Annotated in this window: 19 protein-coding genes; 3 read left to right on the top strand and 16 right to left on the bottom strand. The window is 51.5% G+C overall.

All coding sequences use genetic code 11. The features are described from left to right. Positions 1-94: 94 nt before the first annotated feature. On the top strand, positions 95-499 hold the full coding sequence (locus ACJJI5_RS07185; RefSeq protein WP_413662976.1) for a hypothetical protein: 405 nt from the start codon (positions 95-97) through the stop codon (positions 497-499). A 25-nt stretch (positions 500-524) separates the two neighbouring features. On the opposite strand, the gene ACJJI5_RS07180 is transcribed toward ACJJI5_RS07185, so the two are convergent. Genes ACJJI5_RS07180 through mtnP form a run of 6 tightly spaced genes read right to left on the bottom strand, consistent with a single transcriptional unit; the run spans position 525 to position 5,896 of the window. Further along, a complete protein-coding gene (locus ACJJI5_RS07180) occupies positions 525-1,178 on the bottom strand; it encodes a TIGR04282 family arsenosugar biosynthesis glycosyltransferase (RefSeq protein WP_413662977.1) in 654 nt (217 codons plus the stop codon). Continuing rightward, a complete protein-coding gene (locus tag ACJJI5_RS07175; RefSeq protein WP_413662978.1) occupies positions 1,171-1,845 on the bottom strand; it encodes a TIGR04283 family arsenosugar biosynthesis glycosyltransferase in 675 nt (224 codons plus the stop codon). Before ACJJI5_RS07175 ends, ACJJI5_RS07180 begins: the two co-directional genes overlap by 8 nt. Next, entirely contained in the window at positions 1,845-3,320 is a 1,476-nt protein-coding gene (locus ACJJI5_RS07170; protein WP_445355873.1) for a dihydrolipoyl dehydrogenase family protein, read from the bottom strand. Before ACJJI5_RS07170 ends, ACJJI5_RS07175 begins: the two co-directional genes overlap by 1 nt. A 7-nt stretch (positions 3,321-3,327) precedes the next feature. After that, positions 3,328-4,011, bottom strand: coding sequence for a TVP38/TMEM64 family protein (locus ACJJI5_RS07165; RefSeq protein WP_413662980.1), 684 nt, complete (start codon positions 4,009-4,011; stop codon positions 3,328-3,330). A gap of 32 nt (positions 4,012-4,043) precedes the next feature. After that, complete coding sequence (gene arsS / locus ACJJI5_RS07160) at positions 4,044-4,991, bottom strand: arsenosugar biosynthesis radical SAM (seleno)protein ArsS (RefSeq protein WP_445355872.1); 948 nt, start codon at positions 4,989-4,991, stop codon at positions 4,044-4,046. A 5-nt stretch (positions 4,992-4,996) separates the two neighbouring features. Further along, positions 4,997-5,896 (bottom strand): S-methyl-5'-thioadenosine phosphorylase, encoded by a 900-nt coding sequence (gene mtnP / locus ACJJI5_RS07155; RefSeq protein ID WP_445355871.1) that lies wholly within the window; start codon positions 5,894-5,896, stop codon positions 4,997-4,999. A 255-nt stretch (positions 5,897-6,151) separates the two neighbouring features. Between mtnP and ACJJI5_RS07150 the strand changes: the two genes are divergently transcribed. Next, a complete protein-coding gene (locus ACJJI5_RS07150; protein WP_445355870.1) occupies positions 6,152-6,718 on the top strand; it encodes a DUF2239 family protein in 567 nt (188 codons plus the stop codon). Positions 6,719-6,730: 12 nt separating this feature from the next. Then, positions 6,731-8,116 carry an MATE family efflux transporter gene (locus ACJJI5_RS07145; protein ID WP_445355869.1) on the top strand — a complete coding sequence of 462 codons (1,386 nt, stop codon included), beginning with the start codon at positions 6,731-6,733 and terminating at the stop codon, positions 8,114-8,116. Positions 8,117-8,229: 113 nt separating this feature from the next. Here ACJJI5_RS07145 and ACJJI5_RS07140 read toward each other — a convergent pair whose 3' ends face one another. The 10 genes from ACJJI5_RS07140 to sdhC form a co-directional block, all read right to left on the bottom strand. Next, a complete protein-coding gene (locus ACJJI5_RS07140) occupies positions 8,230-8,949 on the bottom strand; it encodes a M12 family metallopeptidase (protein WP_413662985.1) in 720 nt (239 codons plus the stop codon). Between the two features lie 479 nt (positions 8,950-9,428). After that, positions 9,429-10,301 carry a succinate--CoA ligase subunit alpha gene (sucD, locus tag ACJJI5_RS07135; protein WP_108734154.1) on the bottom strand — a complete coding sequence of 291 codons (873 nt, stop codon included), beginning with the start codon at positions 10,299-10,301 and terminating at the stop codon, positions 9,429-9,431. A gap of 2 nt (positions 10,302-10,303) precedes the next feature. After that, complete coding sequence (sucC, locus tag ACJJI5_RS07130; RefSeq protein WP_282933818.1) at positions 10,304-11,470, bottom strand: ADP-forming succinate--CoA ligase subunit beta; 1,167 nt, start codon at positions 11,468-11,470, stop codon at positions 10,304-10,306. 161 nt (positions 11,471-11,631) lie between these two features. Further along, positions 11,632-13,074, bottom strand: coding sequence for a dihydrolipoyl dehydrogenase (gene lpdA / locus ACJJI5_RS07125; RefSeq protein WP_020412682.1), 1,443 nt, complete (start codon positions 13,072-13,074; stop codon positions 11,632-11,634). Positions 13,075-13,139: 65 nt separating this feature from the next. Beyond that, positions 13,140-14,339 (bottom strand): 2-oxoglutarate dehydrogenase complex dihydrolipoyllysine-residue succinyltransferase, encoded by a 1,200-nt coding sequence (odhB, locus tag ACJJI5_RS07120; RefSeq protein WP_413662986.1) that lies wholly within the window; start codon positions 14,337-14,339, stop codon positions 13,140-13,142. A gap of 46 nt (positions 14,340-14,385) precedes the next feature. Next, entirely contained in the window at positions 14,386-17,217 is a 2,832-nt protein-coding gene (locus ACJJI5_RS07115) for a 2-oxoglutarate dehydrogenase E1 component (RefSeq protein WP_282933821.1), read from the bottom strand. A gap of 211 nt (positions 17,218-17,428) precedes the next feature. Next, positions 17,429-18,133, bottom strand: a complete 705-nt coding sequence (locus ACJJI5_RS07110) for a succinate dehydrogenase iron-sulfur subunit (RefSeq protein WP_282933822.1) — start codon at positions 18,131-18,133, stop codon at positions 17,429-17,431. 19 nt (positions 18,134-18,152) lie between these two features. Then, complete coding sequence (gene sdhA, locus ACJJI5_RS07105) at positions 18,153-19,925, bottom strand: succinate dehydrogenase flavoprotein subunit (RefSeq protein ID WP_282933823.1); 1,773 nt, start codon at positions 19,923-19,925, stop codon at positions 18,153-18,155. Between the two features lie 3 nt (positions 19,926-19,928). Next, a complete protein-coding gene (sdhD, locus tag ACJJI5_RS07100; protein ID WP_282933824.1) occupies positions 19,929-20,297 on the bottom strand; it encodes a succinate dehydrogenase, hydrophobic membrane anchor protein in 369 nt (122 codons plus the stop codon). Beyond that, on the bottom strand, positions 20,291-20,665 hold the full coding sequence (gene sdhC, locus ACJJI5_RS07095; RefSeq protein WP_282933825.1) for a succinate dehydrogenase, cytochrome b556 subunit: 375 nt from the start codon (positions 20,663-20,665) through the stop codon (positions 20,291-20,293). The genes sdhD and sdhC overlap by 7 nt, the downstream gene beginning before the upstream one ends. Positions 20,666-20,732 lie beyond the last annotated feature (67 nt).

Genomic DNA, 20,732 nt, shown 5'->3' with positions numbered 1-20,732 from the left:
TCCCCCTCTAGGCCAGCTTAGCCTGGCCGAAGAAAGCCCCAAATATCTCCACCTTAATCTATATTCATCTGGTCCCGGTTGGAGTGCCTGAGCGATGGATAATCCAGATACGGTAAGAGAGATCGAGCAGTTTATTGACTACCTCGTGCAGGCCGGGGTGTACTGCAGAGAAGATGAACTGGAAAGTGTCTACCACCGGGAAATGCAGGTCTTCATACTAGACCCTTCGGACCGGGTCACAGTGGCAGACAAAACGGCCTTCATCAATATGTTTAAAGCCAAGCGTGACGCGGGTGAACTACCTCTCAACGACTGGAAAAAAATTCACCACATAGTGGCAAATGAAAACAGTGCTTTAGTAATCTTCTCGCGAAAAAACAATTTGGCTGGCCAGGAGCAACTGTTAAAACTGGCGATCGATTTGGTTCATGAAGATGGGCGTTGGCAGGTCACGCGGGAAGTTATATTCCTAGAGCCAGCACTTCCTGGTTCAAGCTAGAAATACTCCTTACTCTCGATTACTTTTAATCTGCTTCCCGAAAACCTGCCAGACGCCTCGAAAGAACTCCAGGTAAAAACTGCAAATCCTCAGGATCATCAATATCCGCAAGCACATCCAATTGCTGACACTGCATATCACATTCCTGTAATCGCTCCAGGGTTTGCTGGGCAACGACTTCAGTACTCCAACATATATCTTCAAACAAGCGAGAATGCAGATACTTCAATCCCAACAGGGTGTAGCCACCATCATTTGCGGAGTACATAACGGAGTCTGTATGCACTAGCGCCACAGCTGCGGCTCGGAGTCTTTCTGCATTTAATGCCGGGCAATCTGTCCCCATCAAAAAGAACCCCTGGCCAGCGGCGTAAGAACTTTTCGCAGCCCGCCACAAGCGCTGACCGAGATCACCTTCTGACTGGCTGTAAAGCTTTACTCCCTGAGGCAATTTGAACTCCTGCCAGAAAGGATGCCGGGAGTTGGGCGCAGCATGCAGCTCGACAGGACCTAGATCCGCCTTCACCGCTTCTGCCAATGTATCCTGCAATAACTGTAATGCGAGAGCGGCTGCGCCCTTCTCTCCCAAAGTAGGAATTAGCCGAGTTTTTGCATACCCTGGCAACGGAGCCTTAGCCATCACTACAAGACGCATGGGCGGCAATAGAAAACTACTCATAGCGCTTTGCCAAACTCTCTGCTGATACGCCCCGCCAGTAATCAAAACGCAATCGCCACATCAATAAAATAGTTCTCAATACGCCGTACTTTTCCCAGCGACGCCCTGAGGTTTCTACTTTTTCCCGAGAACAATAGGGCCAGTAATAACTACGCAAACGACGACTCAGCTCAATATCTTCCATCAACGGCTGCGCAGGGAATCCACCGATAGCTTCGAACAAACCACGGCGCACAAAAATGGCCTGATCCCCTGTAGCAATACCACTAAAACGAGAGCGTAAATTAACCAAAGTCGCAATCAAGGGAAACCAAAAACTGTGTCCGACAATTTGAATATTAAAACGCCCCCAGTGGGCATTCTCCTTTTCGAGGTTTGTGATGGACTTGAGGGCATCTGCGGGTAGACGGCTATCGGCATGCAAAAACACTAACCACTGACCTTTAGCCATTAACGCACCAGCATTCATCTGAACCGCCCTACCCCGAGTGGCGTGGACCAGCTGCAAATCAGACTGCTCTAGAATCTCAACACTACCATCGGTACTGCCGCCGTCTACGACAATAACCTCACAATCTTCCTGCACGTTCAATTGCTGCAAGTGATCCAGTAAAGAGGCTATTTGTTCCTTTTCATTTAATAGAGGGACTATCACACTGAACTGCATTAGTTGCGCCTCCAGCGGTTAAAAACCTCTAAGAAACGTAAAATAGCTGCTGGTGCGTGAGCACGTTTCCAATTGCCCGCGACAAATTTATTGGCTTCACTCATAGTGGGATAGATATGAATCGTTGAGAGAATCTTATTCAATCCCAACCCATATTTCATCGCCAATATAAACTCCGCAATTAATTCCGCTGCATTTTCTCCGACAATGGAAACACCGAGTATTTTATCTTTCCCCGGCACCGTGAGTACTTTCACAAAACCTCGGCGCGCACCATCGACAATCGCTCGATCTAAATGTTCGAGATCGTAGCGGGTTATCTCGTAATTAACATTCTGTTTACGAGCGGCCTCCTCAGAAAGGCCAACACTCGCCACCTCAGGATCAACAAATACAGCACTGGGAACTAATGAATAATCTACGGCAAATTTTTTGAGATCACCAAAAAGTGCATTCACCGCCGCATACCAGGCCTGGAGGGAGGCCATATGGGTAAATTGATAAGGTCCAGCAACATCTCCTGCAGCAAGAATATGGGGATAGGTTGTACGCAGGTATCCATCCAATTGAAGCCTGCCACTTTCCTGCAAGCCCAAGTTTTCAAGCCCAAGACCTGCCAATTTCGATTGTCTACCCAGCGCCAGAATTACTTCATCAAACTCCAACCTAACCTTATTGCCCTTATTCTGAACAATTAAGGTTCCACCGTTTCGTTCAGGACTACCCTCAAATTCAACGGCTTCATGATCTGTTAATATTTCTACACCATCGCGGGTGAGCGCCTCAGTTACGGCTGCGGATACTTCCGTATCAAGCTCCGGTAATATAGTGTTGGATCTCTCCACCAAGACGACTTGCGAACCGAGCCGGACCAATGCTTGTGCCAGCTCACAACCTATTGCCCCGCCACCTAATAACACCAGTCGGCGGGGCGGAGCTTGTAGCTGGGTAAAGCGATCCCACAAGGTATCGCTTGTGAGGTAATTCACTTGATCGAGTCCGGGAAACGGCGGGGCACTCGGCTCAGCGCCGGTAGCCAATACAATAGCTCTCGCCGTCAGTATTTGCTCTCCCCCATCGTTTAGACAGGTCTTCACCGTCCAGGGGTCTACCAACTCTGCGGTTCCCTGTAGTACTTCAACCCCAAGCTCGGTATAGCGCTCAACACTGTCGTTGGGTTCGATTGCTTGAATAGATTCTCTGACATGCTGTATAACCCGGGGAAAATCAATTACGGGCTCTTGAAGAATAACGCCAAACTCACTTGCACATCGCGCCCTATGGGCCTGCCGCGCGCACATAATCAATGCTTTGCTGGGTACACAGCCGGTATTGAGACAATCACCACCCATTTTACCCGCTTCGATCAGAGTAACTTTTGCTTTAACCGCTGCAGAGATATAAGCCGTGACCAAGCCCGCCGCACCACCACCAATAACAATTAAGTTACGATCAAATTTCTTAGGTTTCTGCATAAATCGATCACCCGGCCTGACGCCTGCGCTTAAGCCAGTTGAGCGCATATTTTGCAATTAAGGGAAACACACCCAATAGAACAAAAGACAATAACAGTGGCAAAGATAAAATATCCTTGAGATTTTCCACTCTCATCAACTGGGTGCCGGCATTTACATAAACTATCGTACCCGCCAGCATTCCGAGCTGACTAACCCAGTAGAAAGTCCAGGCTTTAATATGGGTGAGTCCCATCAGGATATTAATTAGGAAAAAGGGGAAAGCCGGCACCAATCGCAGCGCAAAAAGATAAAATGCCCCCTCCCGCTCAATTCCCTTATTGACAACTTGAAGCCGCTCGGAGAAACGCCCCTGAATATAGTCCCGGAATAAATATCGAGCCATTAAAAAGGCCAGGGTAGCACCGATACTGGAAGCAAAAGAAACGATTACAGTACCCCAGAAAAGACCGAACAATGCACCGGCCGCAATAGTTAGAATTGCAGCCCCGGGAAGTGATAAGCCAGTCACCAAAATATAGAAGACCAGAAACAAAAACCCGACTAAAAGCGGCGACGACATCTGCCAACGTTTAAAGTCCTCCGCTCCATCCTTTAACTTTTCCAGGCTCAACCAATGGTGTAGATCAAGCAAGTAGAAAGCCACCACCAATACAACAATGGCGGCTACCAGCAGGATTTTTTTACTCATCGTTTTCAGGTTCCATCCGCCATAACAGAAAGCTAGAGAGCCCCACCACAACTACTTCCCTGCCCGGCTGTACAACCGTAACAGTGATCTGCAACGCAAATTGCCGATCCCTTTAGATCTATCTCGATTAAATCTTGCAAATGTAATCGGCCGGGAATAGGCATGTTGAGTTGTTGGTTAAAATCGCAATCAAATAGGTTTCCCTGCCAATCGACACTAACCAAGCTACGACACATAACATCAGCGAGATTATCCGCACTGTAACTGCCTTTAAGTAGCGCCATATAATCGTGAAACTGCCCCTTGGAAACTAACATGGAACCAAAACGCTTGATTGGCATATTGGCGAGAGCGAACAAATGATTAAATTTAATGGAGAAGTGGTTCGCCAACTCTCTTCGGTAGTCCGCCTCCAAAGCACTTTGCTCCGGGGGTAAAAAGGGTCCCTGGGGGTTATAGACCAAGTTGAGCTCTAAGCCACTGCCGGGCTTGCCATAGCCCAATGCATTTAATTTTTGTAGCGCCGCAATGCTCTTATCGAATACCCCTTTACCTCGTTGCTTATCGACATTATCGATTGAGTAACACGGCAGGGAGGCAACGACCTCAACCTGGTTTTCAGCGAGGAATTCAGCAGTATCTTCCTGGCCCGGCTCAAAAAGAACTGTCAGGTTACAGCGATCTATTACATGTACTCCACGCTCTCGCGCCCCTCTTACAAGGGATCGAAAACCCCAGTGCAATTCCGGGGCCCCACCAGTCACATCCAGCACACGGGGTTTACGGACCGTGAGAACTTCCAATAACAGCGCCAAATTGTCGTCTGACATCATCTCGGTTCGATTAGGCCCAGCATTGACGTGGCAGTGTAAACAGCGCTGATTACAACGGTAGCCAATATTGACCTGCAAGGTCTCAATGGCCCCTCGGTGCAGGGAGGGGAAATCCGATAGCTCCAGCAGGGGTAAGGTCTCACGCATCGATATCACTGCTCCATTTCTTCAAGCTCTGGTTCTGTCGGAGCAAGCAGTGGTTTTATTACAGCTTGTGTTTCCTCAGGCATAGCTTCGAGGGGAGTCACCAGACCGCTCAACAGTGCTGTATGAGCGGAGGACTCCGGTTGCTCAGCCCCTAAAATACGTATGGTTTCCATCGCAATTTGCTGCGCGCGCGTGGCATTTTGCTGAAGATTCGCAATCGCTACCTCTGCGGTTACCGCCTCCTCACGAGGGTGCCAACAATCATAGTCAGTAGCCATAGCCAGCGTGGCGTAGGCAATTTGTGCCTCCCGGGCCAACTTGGCCTCAGGCATATTGGTCATGCCGATAACCGACGCCCCCATACTGCGATACCAGTGGGACTCGGCACGGGTGGAAAACTGTGGGCCCTCGATACAGATATAACTGCCGCCTCGGTGTAACTCAATTGGCTGCTCTGCCTGGGTCAGCGTGAAAGCACGCGCCAAACTATCAGCGACAGCAGAGCATACTGGATCGGCCATGGACACATGGGCAACCGCACCATCGCCAAAAAAGGTACTCTGCCGCCGGCGAGTCATATCAATGAACTGATCGGGGATTAACATATCCAGTGGCCGTACCTCTTCCTGTAGGGAGCCCACAGCCGAGAGAGACAGGATGTAGCGCACGCCGAGCTGGCGCAGGGCATGGATATTTGCCCGATAAGGCACTTGGGAGGGGATCAGGTGATGATTGCGACCATGACGGGCTAGGAAAGCTACTGGCACACCTGCGAGCTTACCGCAGACAATGGCGTCCGAAGTCCTGCCAAAGGGAGTGTCGATATGGACCTCCTCCACCTCAGTCAGCCCCGGCATATCGTAAAGGCCACTTCCTCCAATCACCCCAATCAATGCCCTGGTCATATTCGCTCCTAAACAATTGGTTTTCGGCAGTATAGGAGTGCTCGCTGACCGTGTATATCACTCATAAATGAGCAGCTATTAACCGCCGAGCGCCAGCAGGAAAAGCAGGCAAGCACAGCCAGAAAAACTCGTCCTTTACTAATGCCGCTTCGAGTATCGCCATTCGGCAGAAAATTACACTTGCAGGTTAACTAACCGACGAACTATATTTACCCGGATAAAAATATTTAATCCGGGTAAATAAGGAACAAAACTTTGAGCACCGACTATATCGCTATCGATCAGCAACAGATCATCGCCCGAGGGACACTGGAGGTCGTTATTCGCCAAGTGAAAAATATGGGTGCAAACCATGAACCCATTGTTTTCGAGGCCCAAAGCTGTAAACGGGTTGAAGTGGATTGGCATGGGGACACGGAGGAGGTGTTGGCAGTATCAGCTGTAGATACCGCAACTCACAAGGCCAAGCGCGGACGTCCGAAATTAGGAGTTATTCCCAGGGAGATTACCCTGCTTCCCCGCCACTGGGAGTGGCTGAGTCAGCAGCCCGGCGGTGCCTCCGTCACACTTCGTAAGCTGGTTGAGCAGGCGCAAAAACAGGTTTCTCCTGAAGAGCGGATCACCCGCAAACAACAGGAACTGGATAAGTTCATGTTGTTAGTTGCAGGGGATACTCCAGGCTTCGAGGAAGCCAGTCGTGCTCTGTATAGGAACAGTAGGATCAGCTTTAAAAAAGCCATCCACTCATGGCCGTGTGACCTCAAAAAGCTAGTATTCAGTAAATTTGAAGAGATTGCAGAGATGCACAGCGGCAAACTTTAAAACGGACTTACTATGAGTGAACAACAAGACAATATATTTGTTAGTGGGGACTTGCTGCCGGTTTTCTTTAAAACGGCTGCGCCTATTATTCTAATAATGCTGGTAAACGGTTCTTTTACTTTATTGGATGCCTACTTCCTCGGGGAGTATGTAGGAGCCGAGGCACTAGCTGCAGTGACTTTGACCTTTCCAGTGTTTATGTTTCTGATAGCACTTTCTTCATTGATTTCCAGTGGATATTCGAGTGTCCAGGCCAGATTACTTGGTGCAAGGGATATAGATAAAGCGAAGAAGGCCTTCTCTCAAGCCATTACACTAGCACTAATTGTTTGCATTTTATTAATATTGCTTTTTTTAGCTGGAGGCAAACAATTAACATTATTGATTGCCAATGGCTCGGTAGACCTTGCGGAGATGGGGTACACCTATTTAACAATATTGATATTTCTTTCACCGACGCTATTTATCTGCTCAGTGAATTCCGACACTTTACGATGCGAAGGGCGATTATCTCTAATGGCCGTGGTTTCCCTATCATCGGTTATGCTCAACATTATTTTCAATTATATTTTTATCGCCCACCTGGAAATGGGTGTGGCTGGCTCTGCCTATGGCACCGCCCTGGCACAGGCAATTGCCCTTCTGATAATTGCAGGCTACCGTCATTACGGCCAACCAGTGATTGATATGCAAATTATCCGACTCTCGATTAAACGGAATTTCTGGCCTGAGTACCTGTCTTTAGGCCTACCATCCAGCTTGAGCTACATCGGTGTATCACTCACATCTATCGCTGTAATTTTCAGTATCCAGGCCTGGAGCAGTACCAACTATGATACAACGGTGGGGGCCTATGGCATTACTACCCGAATCATGACCTTTATTTTCCTGCCTCTTCTCGGATTAAGCCAGGCATTTCAAACCCTCGTAGGCAGTAACTTCGGTGCTAAAAGCTGGTCCCGTGCCGACAGCAGTATCAATCTAGCTTTGACAATAGCCTTTTCTTATTGCCTGGTATTACAGCTTGGCGTGCTATTACTAAAAGACACTTTGGGAGCCCTGTTCGTCAGCGACCCGCAAATTATTGCAGAGGTTGCACGTATCCTGCCGATGATGACGCTTGTCTACTTTTTGGCGGGACCATTGATGATGATCAGCACATTTTTCCAGGCCATTGGTGACGCCAAACGTGCAGCTATTCTCGGGGTGACAAAAACCTATATTTTTGTAATGCCATTAATTTTGATTTTACCGTTGATATTTGGTGAAGTGGGGATCTGGTATGCAGGACCAGTTGCAGAACTGATGCTGCTTGTTTTAACAGCTTTTGTACTTTACCACCGTAATCGCAACCAGGGGAATAAATATGGTTTATACACTTCCCGGGTATCTGCTTAAGTAAATTCTTTGCCGAAATTCGTGGCTGCTGATTACCTCGCTTAAAAATTCACTTAAGATTTATAAATTGAAGGGAGTCTTTGACTCCCTTTTAAAGTTACCCCTCCCGCCCCTTATCCCAAGGGGCCAGCAAAAGAATGAGGCAAGGTCTGACGATTGCCATCATAGAGATATGAAAGCATATCAAGATCCCCAGCACTGGGATTCCAGGTAGAACTATTCACCTGATTGGCCGATATTTTACAGCCTCCCTCACGAGTGTTTTTTACAATCCCCAGTGCCCTTGCCTGGTCGTCATACATCATGATGGAGTTTCCATCAAAAGCAGAATTGTGTGTTAAAAACCTGGTGAGGGTTTGCACCCGAGTTTGCTGCTGCAGGGAGTCCAGTGTGTTCTTCACTGACAGAGGGGCGTCGGCACGCATGTGTTCGTGGGCCAAACCCAGTGTATGACCGATTTCATGGGGAAGGGAGGCAATCGCTGCTCTATTAGTTTTCCAATCTACACCACAATATTGATCGGTTTTATTGGTAAACCCTACCGTCGCACTACTGCGGTCGTCCTTAATTGTAACCACTCCACGGCCTGCCGCTCCAACCTGCAGGAACTTAATCGCTGCAAATCTGAACTTTCGATAAATGCAAATTTCCCAATGAGACATAGCCTTTTTTACCGAATTAACATAACCGGAATCTAAATTGGAGGGCACATAATATTTCACCACACCATTCGGCCAAACCCCACCTACCTCTTCATTCCTATCCAAAGAAAATCCACCAAAGTCTATCTTATAGGATATTTTTCGAATATTTTTATCTATAGCTAGCCCCATGCTGACGCACCTCCTGAAAAGTTATTTTCGCTGCCATAACGAGAACCAACACTGCCGCACCAAATTCGGCAAGTCAAAATTCACCCGACAGAAATAGAAAACAAAAAGAAGGAAGAGATCACAAAAAACCTTTTCCAAACACCAAAACCAAAATCGACTCCTGTAATAAAAAATATTTAAATATTTTCAGCAAGCAACCAAAAGAGCTAGGAACCACAAGAAAAGCCTTACAAAACGCAGACTTACGTGACCTATAGATAGAAGTACAAAAATGAAGAGAGAATGAAAATCAACTTTCAGCGAAAAAAAGAAAACTTAACAACAGATAAAACTGTAAACACCATGAAAATGTAAAGATAGGTAAAACTATTTACTGGGGGAGCCCAGCGCAACTCTGCCTAATCCGACCCGACTTTATACAGCCATAAAAAAAGCCACCCAATGGGTGGCTTTTTTGAAAACTAAAAGTTGGCAATTACTTACCAGCCAGTAATTTCCTTCAGAGCGTCGCCGATCTGAGCCAGGGAGCGTACGGTTTTAACACCAGCGTCTTCCAGAGCAGCGAATTTCTCGTCTGCGGTGCCTTTACCACCGGAGATAATCGCGCCCGCGTGACCCATACGCTTGCCGGGAGGTGCAGTTACACCAGCGATGTAGGAAACTACAGGCTTGGTAACATTTTCCTTGATGTAAGCAGCTGCTTCTTCTTCAGCAGTGCCACCGATCTCACCGATCATAACGATTGCTTCGGTCTGCGGATCGTTCTGGAACATTTCCAGGATATCGATGAAGTTGGAACCCGGAATGGGGTCACCACCGATGCCCACACAGGTGGACTGGCCAAAGCCGTAGTCGGTGGTTTGCTTAACCGCTTCATAGGTCAGGGTACCGGAACGGGAAACGATGCCCACTTTACCCGGCTTGTGGATGTGACCTGGCATAATACCGATCTTGCACTCACCCGGAGTGATAACACCCGGGCAGTTCGGGCCGATCAGGCGCACGCCCAGCTCGTCGCACTTCACTTTAGCGTCGAGCATATCCAGAGTCGGGATACCTTCGGTGATACAAACAATCAGCTTGATACCAGCGTTGGCCGCTTCCAGGATAGAATCCTTACAGAAAGGCGCAGGTACGTAGATTACGGAAGCTTCAGCGCCGGTCTTCTCTACCGCTTCTTTAACGGTGTCGAATACTGGCAGGCCCAGGTGAGTCTGGCCGCCTTTACCCGGAGTTACACCACCAACCATCTTGGTGCCGTAAGCAATCGCTTGCTCGGAGTGGAAAGTACCCTGGGAGCCGGTGAAGCCCTGGCAGATTACTTTAGTGTCTTTGTTAATCAATACTGACATGATTATTTACCCTCCGCAGCTTTAACCACTTGCTGAGCCGCATCGGTCAGACTGGTAGCCGCGATAATGTTCAGGCCACTGTCGCTCAGAACCTTGGCGCCCAGATCTGCGTTGTTACCTTCCAGGCGTACAACAACCGGTACTTTAACGCCAACTTCTTTTACTGCGCCCACAACGCCTTCGGCGATCATGTCACAGCGAACGATACCACCGAAGATGTTGATCAGTACGGCTTTTACGTTCTCGTCAGACAGGATGATCTTGAACGCTTCAACAACGCGCTCTTTGGTCGCGCCGCCGCCAACGTCCAGGAAGTTAGCTGGCTTGCCGCCGTGCAGGTTTACGATGTCCATGGTACCCATGGCCAGACCAGCACCGTTTACCATGCAGCCGATGTTGCCATCGAGAGCTACGTAGTTCAGGTCGAACTTGGCAGCGTGCGCTTCACGGGAATCTTCCTGGGAAGGATCGTGCATTTCGCGCAGGTCAGCGTGGCGGTACAGCGCGTTGCTGTCGATTACCACTTTGGCGTCCAGGCAGTGCAGGTTGCCTTCGGTGGTGATTACCAGCGGGTTGATTTCCAGCAGGGCCAGATCTTTTTCCTGGAACATTTTTGCCAGGCCGAGGAAGATCTTGGTGAACTGCTTAACCTGAGTCGGGTTCAGGCCCAGTTTGAAAGCCAGCTCGCGCGCTTGGTAAGGCTGAGCGCCTACCAGCGGATCGATAGTGGCTTTCAAGATTTTTTCTGGAGTCTCTTCCGCTACTTTCTCGATCTCAACGCCGCCTTCGGTGGAAGCCATGAAAACGATACGACGGGTGGAGCGGTCAACAACGGCGCCAAGGTACAGTTCTTGGTCGATGTCAGTGCAGCTTTCAACCAGGATACGGGAAACCGGCTGGCCATTTTCGTCTGTTTGATAAGTTACCAGACGCTCGCCCAGCCACTTCTTGGCAAACTCTTCAATCTCTGCCTTGGAATCTACCAGCTTTACACCGCCAGCCTTACCGCGGCCACCAGCGTGTACCTGGGCCTTTACTACCCACTTATCACCGCCAATTTCGTCAGCCGCTGCTGCTGCCGCTGCCGGGGTTTCCGCTGCAATGCCTTTGGAAACCGGCAATCCGTATTCCGCAAACAGTTGTTTGCCCTGATACTCATGCAAGTTCATAGTCAATACCAATTCACATATAAAATGTGTTTACTAATTGCAGATCACTCTGCACCTGAAAGAGAAATTTAAAATTTCCGTCGTTGCAAATTTCAAATTCCACAAATGAAACCGGGGCGCTAATTAATCAATAATTAGTGCCCCGAAATCGAAAAATATTCTTACTTGCGCTTCTTGCGATTTACGGTGTGAATCGCATGGCCGTTCACGCCCAGCGCCGCTTCTTTCACAGTTTCGGAAAGAGTCGGGTGCGCAAATACCGTCATACCGATGTCTTCAGCACTGGAGCCGAATTCCATCGCGATCGCCACTTGCTGAACCAGGTCTGCGGCAGACGGGCCAACAATATGGGCACCCAGTACGCGGTCAGTTTCCGCGTGAGCAATGATTTTCACAAAGCCCTGGGTATCGTTGGCAGCCATAGCGCGGCCGTTGATAGCAAACGGGAAGCTGCCTACGTTGTAGGGCTCGCCATCGGCCTTCACCTGCTCTTCGGTGCGACCAACCGCAGCGATTTCCGGGTGAGTGTAAATAACGTTGGGAATCACGTCGTAGTTCATCATCGGCTTCTGGCCAGCGATACGCTCGGCAACCACAACACCTTCTTCTGAGGCCTTGTGTGCCAGCATTGGGCCGCGTACCACGTCACCAATCGCCCATACGCCCGGTGCAGAAGTCATGCACAGGTCGTTGACATAGATGAATCCACGCTCGTCCATCTTCACACCGGCATCTTCAGACAGAAGGCCTTCGGTGTAAGGGCGACGACCAACGCAAACGATCAGCTTGTCGAAAGTTTCCTGGTGCTCTTTACCATCTTTGTCCTGGTAAGTAACAACCACTTCTTCGCCTTTCACTTCGGAGCCGGTTACGCGGCAAGCGAGGCGGATATCCAGGCCCTGCTTCTTGAAGATCTTCTGGGACTCTTTGGCAACCTGTTGGTCCATGATCGCCAGGAACTTGTCCATCGCTTCAAGAACAACCACTTCGGAGCCCAGGCGGTTCCATACAGAACCCAGCTCCAGACCGATAACACCGGCACCGATAACACCCAAACGCTTTGGAGTTTCAGTGAATTCCAGAGCACCAGTGGAATCGACAATAATTTTGTTGTCTACCGGAGCGGGCGGAATATTTACCGGTACAGAACCGGAAGCCAGAATGACGTTTTCAGCTTCGTAGACGGTGCTGTTGCCTTCGTCGTCGGTTACTTCCACTTTCTTGTTCGCCAGCAATTTGCCGGTGCCGAAAATGGAGGTCACTTTATTGGCGGTGAACAGACCTGCTACACCACCGGTCAGCTTCTTAACGATCTCGCCTTTGCGCTCGATCATCTTGCTCACATCCATCTTGACCTTGCCGACTTCAATGCCGTGCACGTCGAGAGCATCTTTGGCTTCGTGGTATTTCCAGGAGCTGTCCAGCAGTGCCTTGGAAGGAATACAGCCAACGTTCAGGCAGGTACCGCCATTTACGTATTTACCTTCCTTGTTTTTCCACTTTTCGATACAAGCCGTTTTCAAGCCCAACTGAGCGGCACGGATGGCAGCGACATAACCACCAGGACCGGAGCCAATTACGATTACGTCAAATTTTTCGGACATGATCAGTTCCAGATATTTCTAATGCAGTGTGATCGAGGGGGCCCGCAGGCCCCAAGATTTATTGTTTAAACTTCGAGCAAGATACGCGCTGGATCTTCGATCATTTCCTTGATCGCTACCAGGAAGCCAACCGCTTCCTTACCATCGATCAGACGGTGGTCATAGGACAGCGCCAGGTACATCATCGGCAGGATTTCCACCTTGCCATTTACCGCCATCGGGCGCTCCTGGATTTTGTGCATACCCAGAATTGCGGTTTGCGGTGGATTCAAAATCGGAGTGGACAGCAGGGAACCGAATACACCACCGTTGGTGATGGTGAAGGTACCGCCAGTCATCTCTTCGATAGACAGTTTGCCATCCCGGGCGCGAACACCCAGATCGCGGATATTGTTTTCCATATCCGCCAGGCCCATGTTCTCCGCATTGCGCAGAATCGGCACAACCAGGCCTTTCGGAGAGGAAACCGCTACACCGATATCCTGGTAACCGTGGTAAACGATATCGTTGCCGTCGATAGACGCGTTCACTGCGGTGTAACGCTTCAGCGCTTCTACTGCAGCTTTTACGAAGAAGCCCATAAAGCCCAGGCGAGTGCCGTTGTGGGTCTTCTCAAACAGGTCTTTGTAGTTCTTGCGCAGGTCCATAATCGGCTTCATGTTCACCTCGTTAAAGGTGGTGAGCATGGCGGTGGACTGGGAAGCGTCCAGCAGGCGCTCAGCGATACGCTTGCGCATACGGGTCATAGGAACACGCTTCTCTACGCGCTCACCCGGAGCAACCGCAACTTCAGCAACTGCAGCGGCAGGTACAGCAGCGGCAGCCGGCGCAGTGCCCGCTTTCATTACGTCTTCCTTAAGAACGCGACCACCCTTGCCAGTGCCTTCAACACCGGCCAGGTCTACGCCCTTCTCAGCAGCCATTTTCTTGGCAGATGGCATGGCAATTTTGTCGCCAGCCGCAGGAGCTGCGGCTTCGGCAGCCGGAGCTTCTGCTTTTTCTTCCGCCGGGGCAGCAGCTGCGCCAGCGCCCGCTTCAAACTTGGCAATCACCTCATTGGAGAGAACGGTATCGCCCTCACCCTTGATGATTTCAGTCAGGGCACCATCGGCAGGTGCAACAACTTCCAGCACAACTTTATCGGTTTCGATATCCACGATCAGTTCATCGCGGGACACAGCTTCACCAGGTTGTTTATGCCAGGTGGCGACAGTTCCGTCCTGAACTGATTCAGGGAAAGTTGGCGCTTTAATCTCGATCGTCATTTTTTCTGTTTCCTGAGATTGACTCTTCACTTATTACTGCCGCCGGTTATTTGACGGTCAGCGCCTCGTTGATGAACTTATTCTGTTCTTCAAGGTGCGTGGACATATAGCCCGCCGCAGGTGCTGCGGATGGGGCGCGGCCCACATATTCCAGATCCAGCTTCGGATGGGTTTCCGACAACAGGCGACGCAAGTGGTGCTGGCTGGAGTACCAGGCGCCCTGGTTCATGGGCTCTTCCTGACACCAGGCAACACTCTTGATCTTCTTGAATGCGGAAACCGCTTCCACAAACTCTTCGTCCGGGAATGGGTACAGCTGCTCGATTCGTACGAACGCCACATCTTCCTGTTCGCGCTCCATACGAGCTTCCAGCAGGTGGTAGTAAACCTTGCCGGAACACAGAACCACGCGCTTCACTTTGTCAGGATCTACACCCTGGTCCTGGATCACGTTGTGGAAGCGACCTTCTGCCAGCTCTTCCAGGCTGGAAGTGGCCAGCTTGTGACGCAGAATCCACTTTGGACTCATAATCACCAGAGGACGGCGCATTGGGCGCACCGCCTGGCGACGCAGCAGGTGGAAGATCTGTGCCGGGGTAGTGGCGTTACACACCTGGATATTGTGCTCCGCACACAGCTGCATAAAACGCTCAAGGCGTGCAGAGGAGTGCTCTGGGCCCTGGCCTTCGTAGCCGTGCGGCAACAGCATTACCAGGCCGCACATACGGCCCCACTTGTGCTCACCGGAAGTGATGAACTGGTCGATTACAACCTGGGCACCGTTGGCGAAGTCACCAAACTGGGCTTCCCACACCACCAGGGACTTTGGTGTCGTGGTGGCGTAGCCGTATTCAAACGCCAACACCGCCTCTTCGGACAGCAGCGAGTCGTAGATATAGAAAGGCGGCTGGTCTTCAAACATGTGCTGCAAAGGCACGTAGCTCTGACCGTCTTTCTGGCTGTGAACCACCGCGTGGCGGTGGGAGAAGGTACCGCGACCCACGTCTTCACCGGTAAAGCGGACCATAAAGCCCTCTTCCAGCAGAGTACCGTAAGCCAGGGTTTCCGCCATGCCCCAGTTCAGAGGCAGGGCGCCACCGGCCATTTTGCGGCGGTCTTCATAAATTTTGGAGACCTGGCGCTGCATTACCACACCATCGGGCACGTTGGTCATGCGAGTGGCGACATCCTGCAGCTTCGGCAGCGCGTAGCCGGTATCTGCAGGCACCTGCCAGTCGTGGCCCAGGTAGGGGCTCCAGTCCACAAACATGGAGGAGTCCGGCTTCTTCACAAGACCGGTAGCAACGTCTTCGCCGGCATCCAGCTTGTCGCGGTAATCGTTGGCCAGCTTGTCTGCGGCAACCTTGTCCAGGATGCCCTCGCCCACCAGCTTCTCGGAATAGAGCGTGCGGGTAGTCTTGTGCTTGCGGATAGTCTGGTACATCAGCGGCTGGGTACCAGAGGGATCATCGGTCTCGTTGTGGCCGCGACGACGGTAGCAGACCAGGTCGATAACGATATCTTTCTTAAATTCGTAGCGGTAGTCCACCGCCAACAGCGCGGCCAATACGACCATTTCCGGGTCGTCGCCATTTACGTGCAGCACCGGCGCATCGATCATCTTAGCGGGATCGGTGGAGTACTCAGTGGAGCGGGCATCTTCACGCTTGCTGGTGGTAAAGCCCACCTGGTTGTTCAGTACGATGTGCACAGTACCGCCGGTGTAGTAACCGCGGGTCTGGGACATCTGCAGGGTTTCCTGCACCACACCCTGGCCGGCAAAAGCCGCGTCGCCATGGATGTTGATCGGCATTACTTTCTCACCGGTCGCATCTTTGCGGCGATCCTGGCGGGCGCGTACGGAACCCACTACCACGGGCGCACTGATTTCCAGGTGCGACGGGTTAAAGGCCAGGGCCAAGTGCACTTCACCACCGGGAGTCATCACGTTGGAAGAGAAGCCCTGGTGGTACTTCACGTCACCGGAAGTATCGAGGGTCTTCTTGCCTTCAAACTCCTGGAACAGATCCGCAGGGTTTTTACCGAGGATATTGACCAGGGTATTCAGACGACCGCGGTGGGCCATACCGATCACCACTTCCTTCACCCCGTAGGTGCCGGAGCGACGGATCAGAGCGTCCATCATCGGGATCAGACTCTCACCACCCTCTACACCAAAGCGCTTGGTGCCAGGGTACTTGGAGTCCAGGTGGCGCTCCAGGCCTTCAGCGGCGGAAAGGCGCTGCAGGATTTCAATCTGGATGTCGGTGCCGAAGTTGGCTTTAGACTGGCTGCGCTCAAGGCGCTGCTGGAACCACTGCTGCTCTTCCAGGTTGGAGAGATGCATGATCTCCGCACCCAGGTTGCCACAGTAGGTATTCTCCAAACCCTCGACGATTTCACGCAGGGTCGCCTCTTCTTTACCGAGGAACAGGCTACCGGTATTGAAGGTGGTATCGAAATCACCCTCAGTAAGGCCGTGGTAGCTCAGTTGCAGGTCGGGCACTTGTTCGCGAGCCATCAAGCCCAGGGGGTCGAGGGTCGCTTTTTTATGGCCGCGATGGCGGTAGGAATCGATCAGTTGCAGAACTTTAATCTGCTTGCGCTCGTGCTCAATATTGGCAGAGCCGGCCGCACCGGGAGCGGCCACCGGACGCGCGCGGTGTTTGCTGAGCAGCTCAAAGTGCTGGCGAACAGCGGCGTGGGAAACATCGCTGCTGCCCTCAACGCGGGGGAGGCTATCGAAATAATTGCGCCACTCCTCGGGGACACCGTTGGGGTCGTGCAGATAGGTCTCGTAAAGCTCCTCCACGTAGGCAGCATTGCCCCCGGAGATATGGGAGCTACGCCACAGCTGCTCCATGGTACTTTCGTGCATGTTGATGCCTACCTCAATTGCAGTGTGCTTATCTTCTCTTGAGCCACTGCGCTTTCCTTTCACTCACAAAAGGGGAGGCGCACAAAGCCACCTCCCCTTTTCAGTTTTTTACCGGTTAGAACCGGCTTTTTGTCGTTTGCTTGGCACCCTACCTGGCACCGGGTTCGCAGAGCGCGAACCCCAGCGGGCCGATAACCGGCCGCAGCATCCCCTACACGGCGCGGGTCAGCAGCATATTGCGGATATGGCCGATCGCGCGCGTCGGATTCAGTCCTTTCGGGCAAACATTGACACAGTTTTGAATACCGTGACAACGGAATACGCTGAAGGGGTCATCCAGATTTGACAGGCGCTCATCAGTAGCCAGGTCGCGGCTATCTGCCAGGAAGCGGTAAGCCTGCAACAAACCAGCTGGGCCGATAAACTTGTCCGGATTCCACCAGAAAGACGGACAGGAAGTGGAACAGCAGGCGCACAGGATACACTCGTACAGACCGTCAAGCTTTTCGCGATCTTCCGGAGACTGCAGACGCTCGATGGCCGGAGCCGGGGTATCGTTTTGCAGGTACGGTTCAATCTTCTTGTACTGCTCGTAGAACTGCTCCATATCCACAACCAGGTCGCGGATAACAGGCAGGCCCGGCAGCGGACGCAGAACCAGTTTACCCTTGGGGGCAGCTTCAGACAGTGGCGTAGTGCACGCCAGACCATTGCGACCGGAAATGTTCATACCGTCGGAGCCACAAACGCCCTCACGGCAGGAACGACGGAAAGACAAGGTCTGATCTTCGGCTTTCAGCAGTTCCAGAACGTCCAACACCATCAGGTCCTTGCCCTTGGTGTCCAGTTCATAGTCCTGCATATAAGGCGCTTTGTCGGTTTCCGGGTTGTAACGGTAAATGCTTACTTTCAACATACTCTATTCCGCTCCCGAATCAGTAAGTCCGAGCTTTCGGTTCAAAGGCTTCCATAGTGTTAGGCGCGAAGTTTACTGCACGCTTGCCAACACGTTTTTCCGTGGGGAAATACATAGAGTGGCACAGCCAGTTTTCATCATCGCGCTCCTGGAAGTCCTCACGGGCGTGAGCACCACGGCTCTCAGTACGGGTCTCTGCAGCAACTGCAGTGGCCTCGGCAACTTCCAGTAAGTTTTGCAGCTCCAGCGCTTCAACACGGGCGGTGTTAAACGCGCGGCTCTTGTCTTCGAGGCGCACATTTTCAATACGCTCGCGCAGATCTGCAAGCTTCTTCACACCTTCGGCCATAAAGTCGCCGCGACGGAATACGCCGAAGTGGTTCTGCATCACGCCCTGCAGCTCTTTGCGCAGGTCGGCAGCCTTCTCACCCTTCTCATTGGTTTCCAGGTGATTCAAGCGAGCCATAGCGGCTTCGAGATCAGACTCGGAAGCTTCGCGGTGCTCGATACCTTCGCGCAGGGACTTCTCAATAAACAGGCCGGAAGCGCGACCGAATACCACCAGGTCCAGCAGGGAGTTACCGCCTAAGCGGTTGGCTCCGTGTACGGACACACAGGCAACTTCGCCACAGGCGTAGAAGCCATCAACAATCTGATCGTTACCCGCAGCGTCCTGGGTCAGAGCCTGACCGTGAACGTTGGTGGGAATACCACCCATCATATAGTGACAGGTAGGTACTACCGGGATCGGCACCTTAACTGGGTCGGCGTGAGCGAAGGTCTTGGACAATTCACAGATACCGGGCAGACGGCTGTTGAGCAGCTCTTCACCCAGGTGATCAAGCTTCAGGAATACGTGATCGCCTTCCGGGCCACAGCCGCGGCCGTCGAGAATCTCGAGAACCATAGAGCGAGCCACAACGTCGCGGGAAGCGAGGTCTTTGGCGTTGGGCGCATAGCGCTCCATAAAACGCTCACCATCTTTATTGATCAGGTAGCCACCCTCACCGCGACAACCTTCGGTCACGAGTACACCGGCACCGTAAATACCAGTGGGGTGGAACTGCCACATCTCAATATCCTGGACCGGCATGCCAGCACGCAGGGCCATACCGACACCGTCACCGGTATTGATGTGCGCGTTGGTGGTGGAAGCGAAGATACGACCGGCACCGCCGGTAGCGAATACAGTCGCTTTGGATTTGATATAAACCACTTCGCCATCTTCGATGCACATGGCGATCACACCCACAACAGCACCATCCTGGTTCTTCACCAGGTCAATCGCAAACCATTCGTTCAGGAATTCGGTTTTGTGCTTAACGTTGTTTTGATAGAGGGTGTGCAGCAGTGCATGGCCGGTACGGTCAGCAGCAGCACAAGTACGTGCAGCCTGGCCACCGCGGCCGAAATCTTTAGACTGACCGCCGAAGGGGCGCTGATAAATACGACCTTCCTCAGTACGGGAGAAAGGCAGGCCCATGTGCTCCAGCTCAAATACCGCTTCTGGACCTACGGAACACATATATTCAATAGCGTCCTGGTCACCGATATAGTCGGAACCCTTAACGGTATCGTACATATGCCAGCGCCAATCATCGTTGGGATCTGAACTGGCAATTGCACAGGTAATGCCACCCTGGGCAGATACTGTGTGAGAACGAGTCGGGAATACCTTGGTAATAACTGCAGTTTTATAGCCGGACTGGGCCATCTGCAGGGCAGCGCGCATACCGGCACCGCCTCCACCAATTACAATCCCGTCAAATGAAATAGTACGCATGTTCGCCATTGCTTATACACCCCAAAGAATTTCAATGCCCCACACCGCGTACAACACGGCAACGGCAGCCAGAATCACTTCTACGAACAAGCGCAGAACAGTGGCTTTACCGCCCATCATCCGGTTGGTGATGTAGTCAGTTACCACGGACCAGAGGCCAATCCAGGCGTGAATAATGGTGGACAGCAAGGCAACCAGGCTGAAAACACGCATCCAGCGCTGGGCGAACAGTTCGGACCAGGCTTGGTAGCCGAAGTCTTTACTAAAAAAGATAAAACCCACTATAAAGAGGGTATAGGCGAGCAATATTACCGCAGTGACTCTCTGGTAGAGCCAATCGAAAGTACCGCTACGGCCAAAGCTTGTTACTGTTTTTACCACAACCATACTCCCGCCAGAAGAATAAGGATTACAGCCAGCACCAGCACTGACACAGCGCTGCGACGGCCGCCTTCGAGACTTTCACCTACTCCCATATCCATAAACAGATGACGAACACCTGCCAGAATGTGGTAAATAAGTGCCGCCAGCGATGCCCAGAGAATGAGCTTGGCAGGGATACTGTTAAATACCGCTGCAATTTCGGCGAATCCCTGCTCGGATTCCAAACTGACATCGAGCATCCACAGTAGTAGTGCAACAACAACGAAGAGCACTACACCGGAAATACGATGCAAAATGGAAACCACAGCGGTAGCGGGAAGCTTTATAGTGGAAATGTCTAAATTGACAGGTCTGTTTTTGTTCACAGGAAAAACACCTTGTTGCCCTGAACGACCGGGCGCCCGTTAGCTTTTCAATGGAGGGACGAGCTGC

It is taken from the genome of Microbulbifer maximicatervae (SeqCode), from assembly GCF_052467955.1.
The sequence above is the reverse complement of the archived record's forward strand: the minus strand, read 5'-3'. Positions and strand labels throughout refer to the sequence as shown.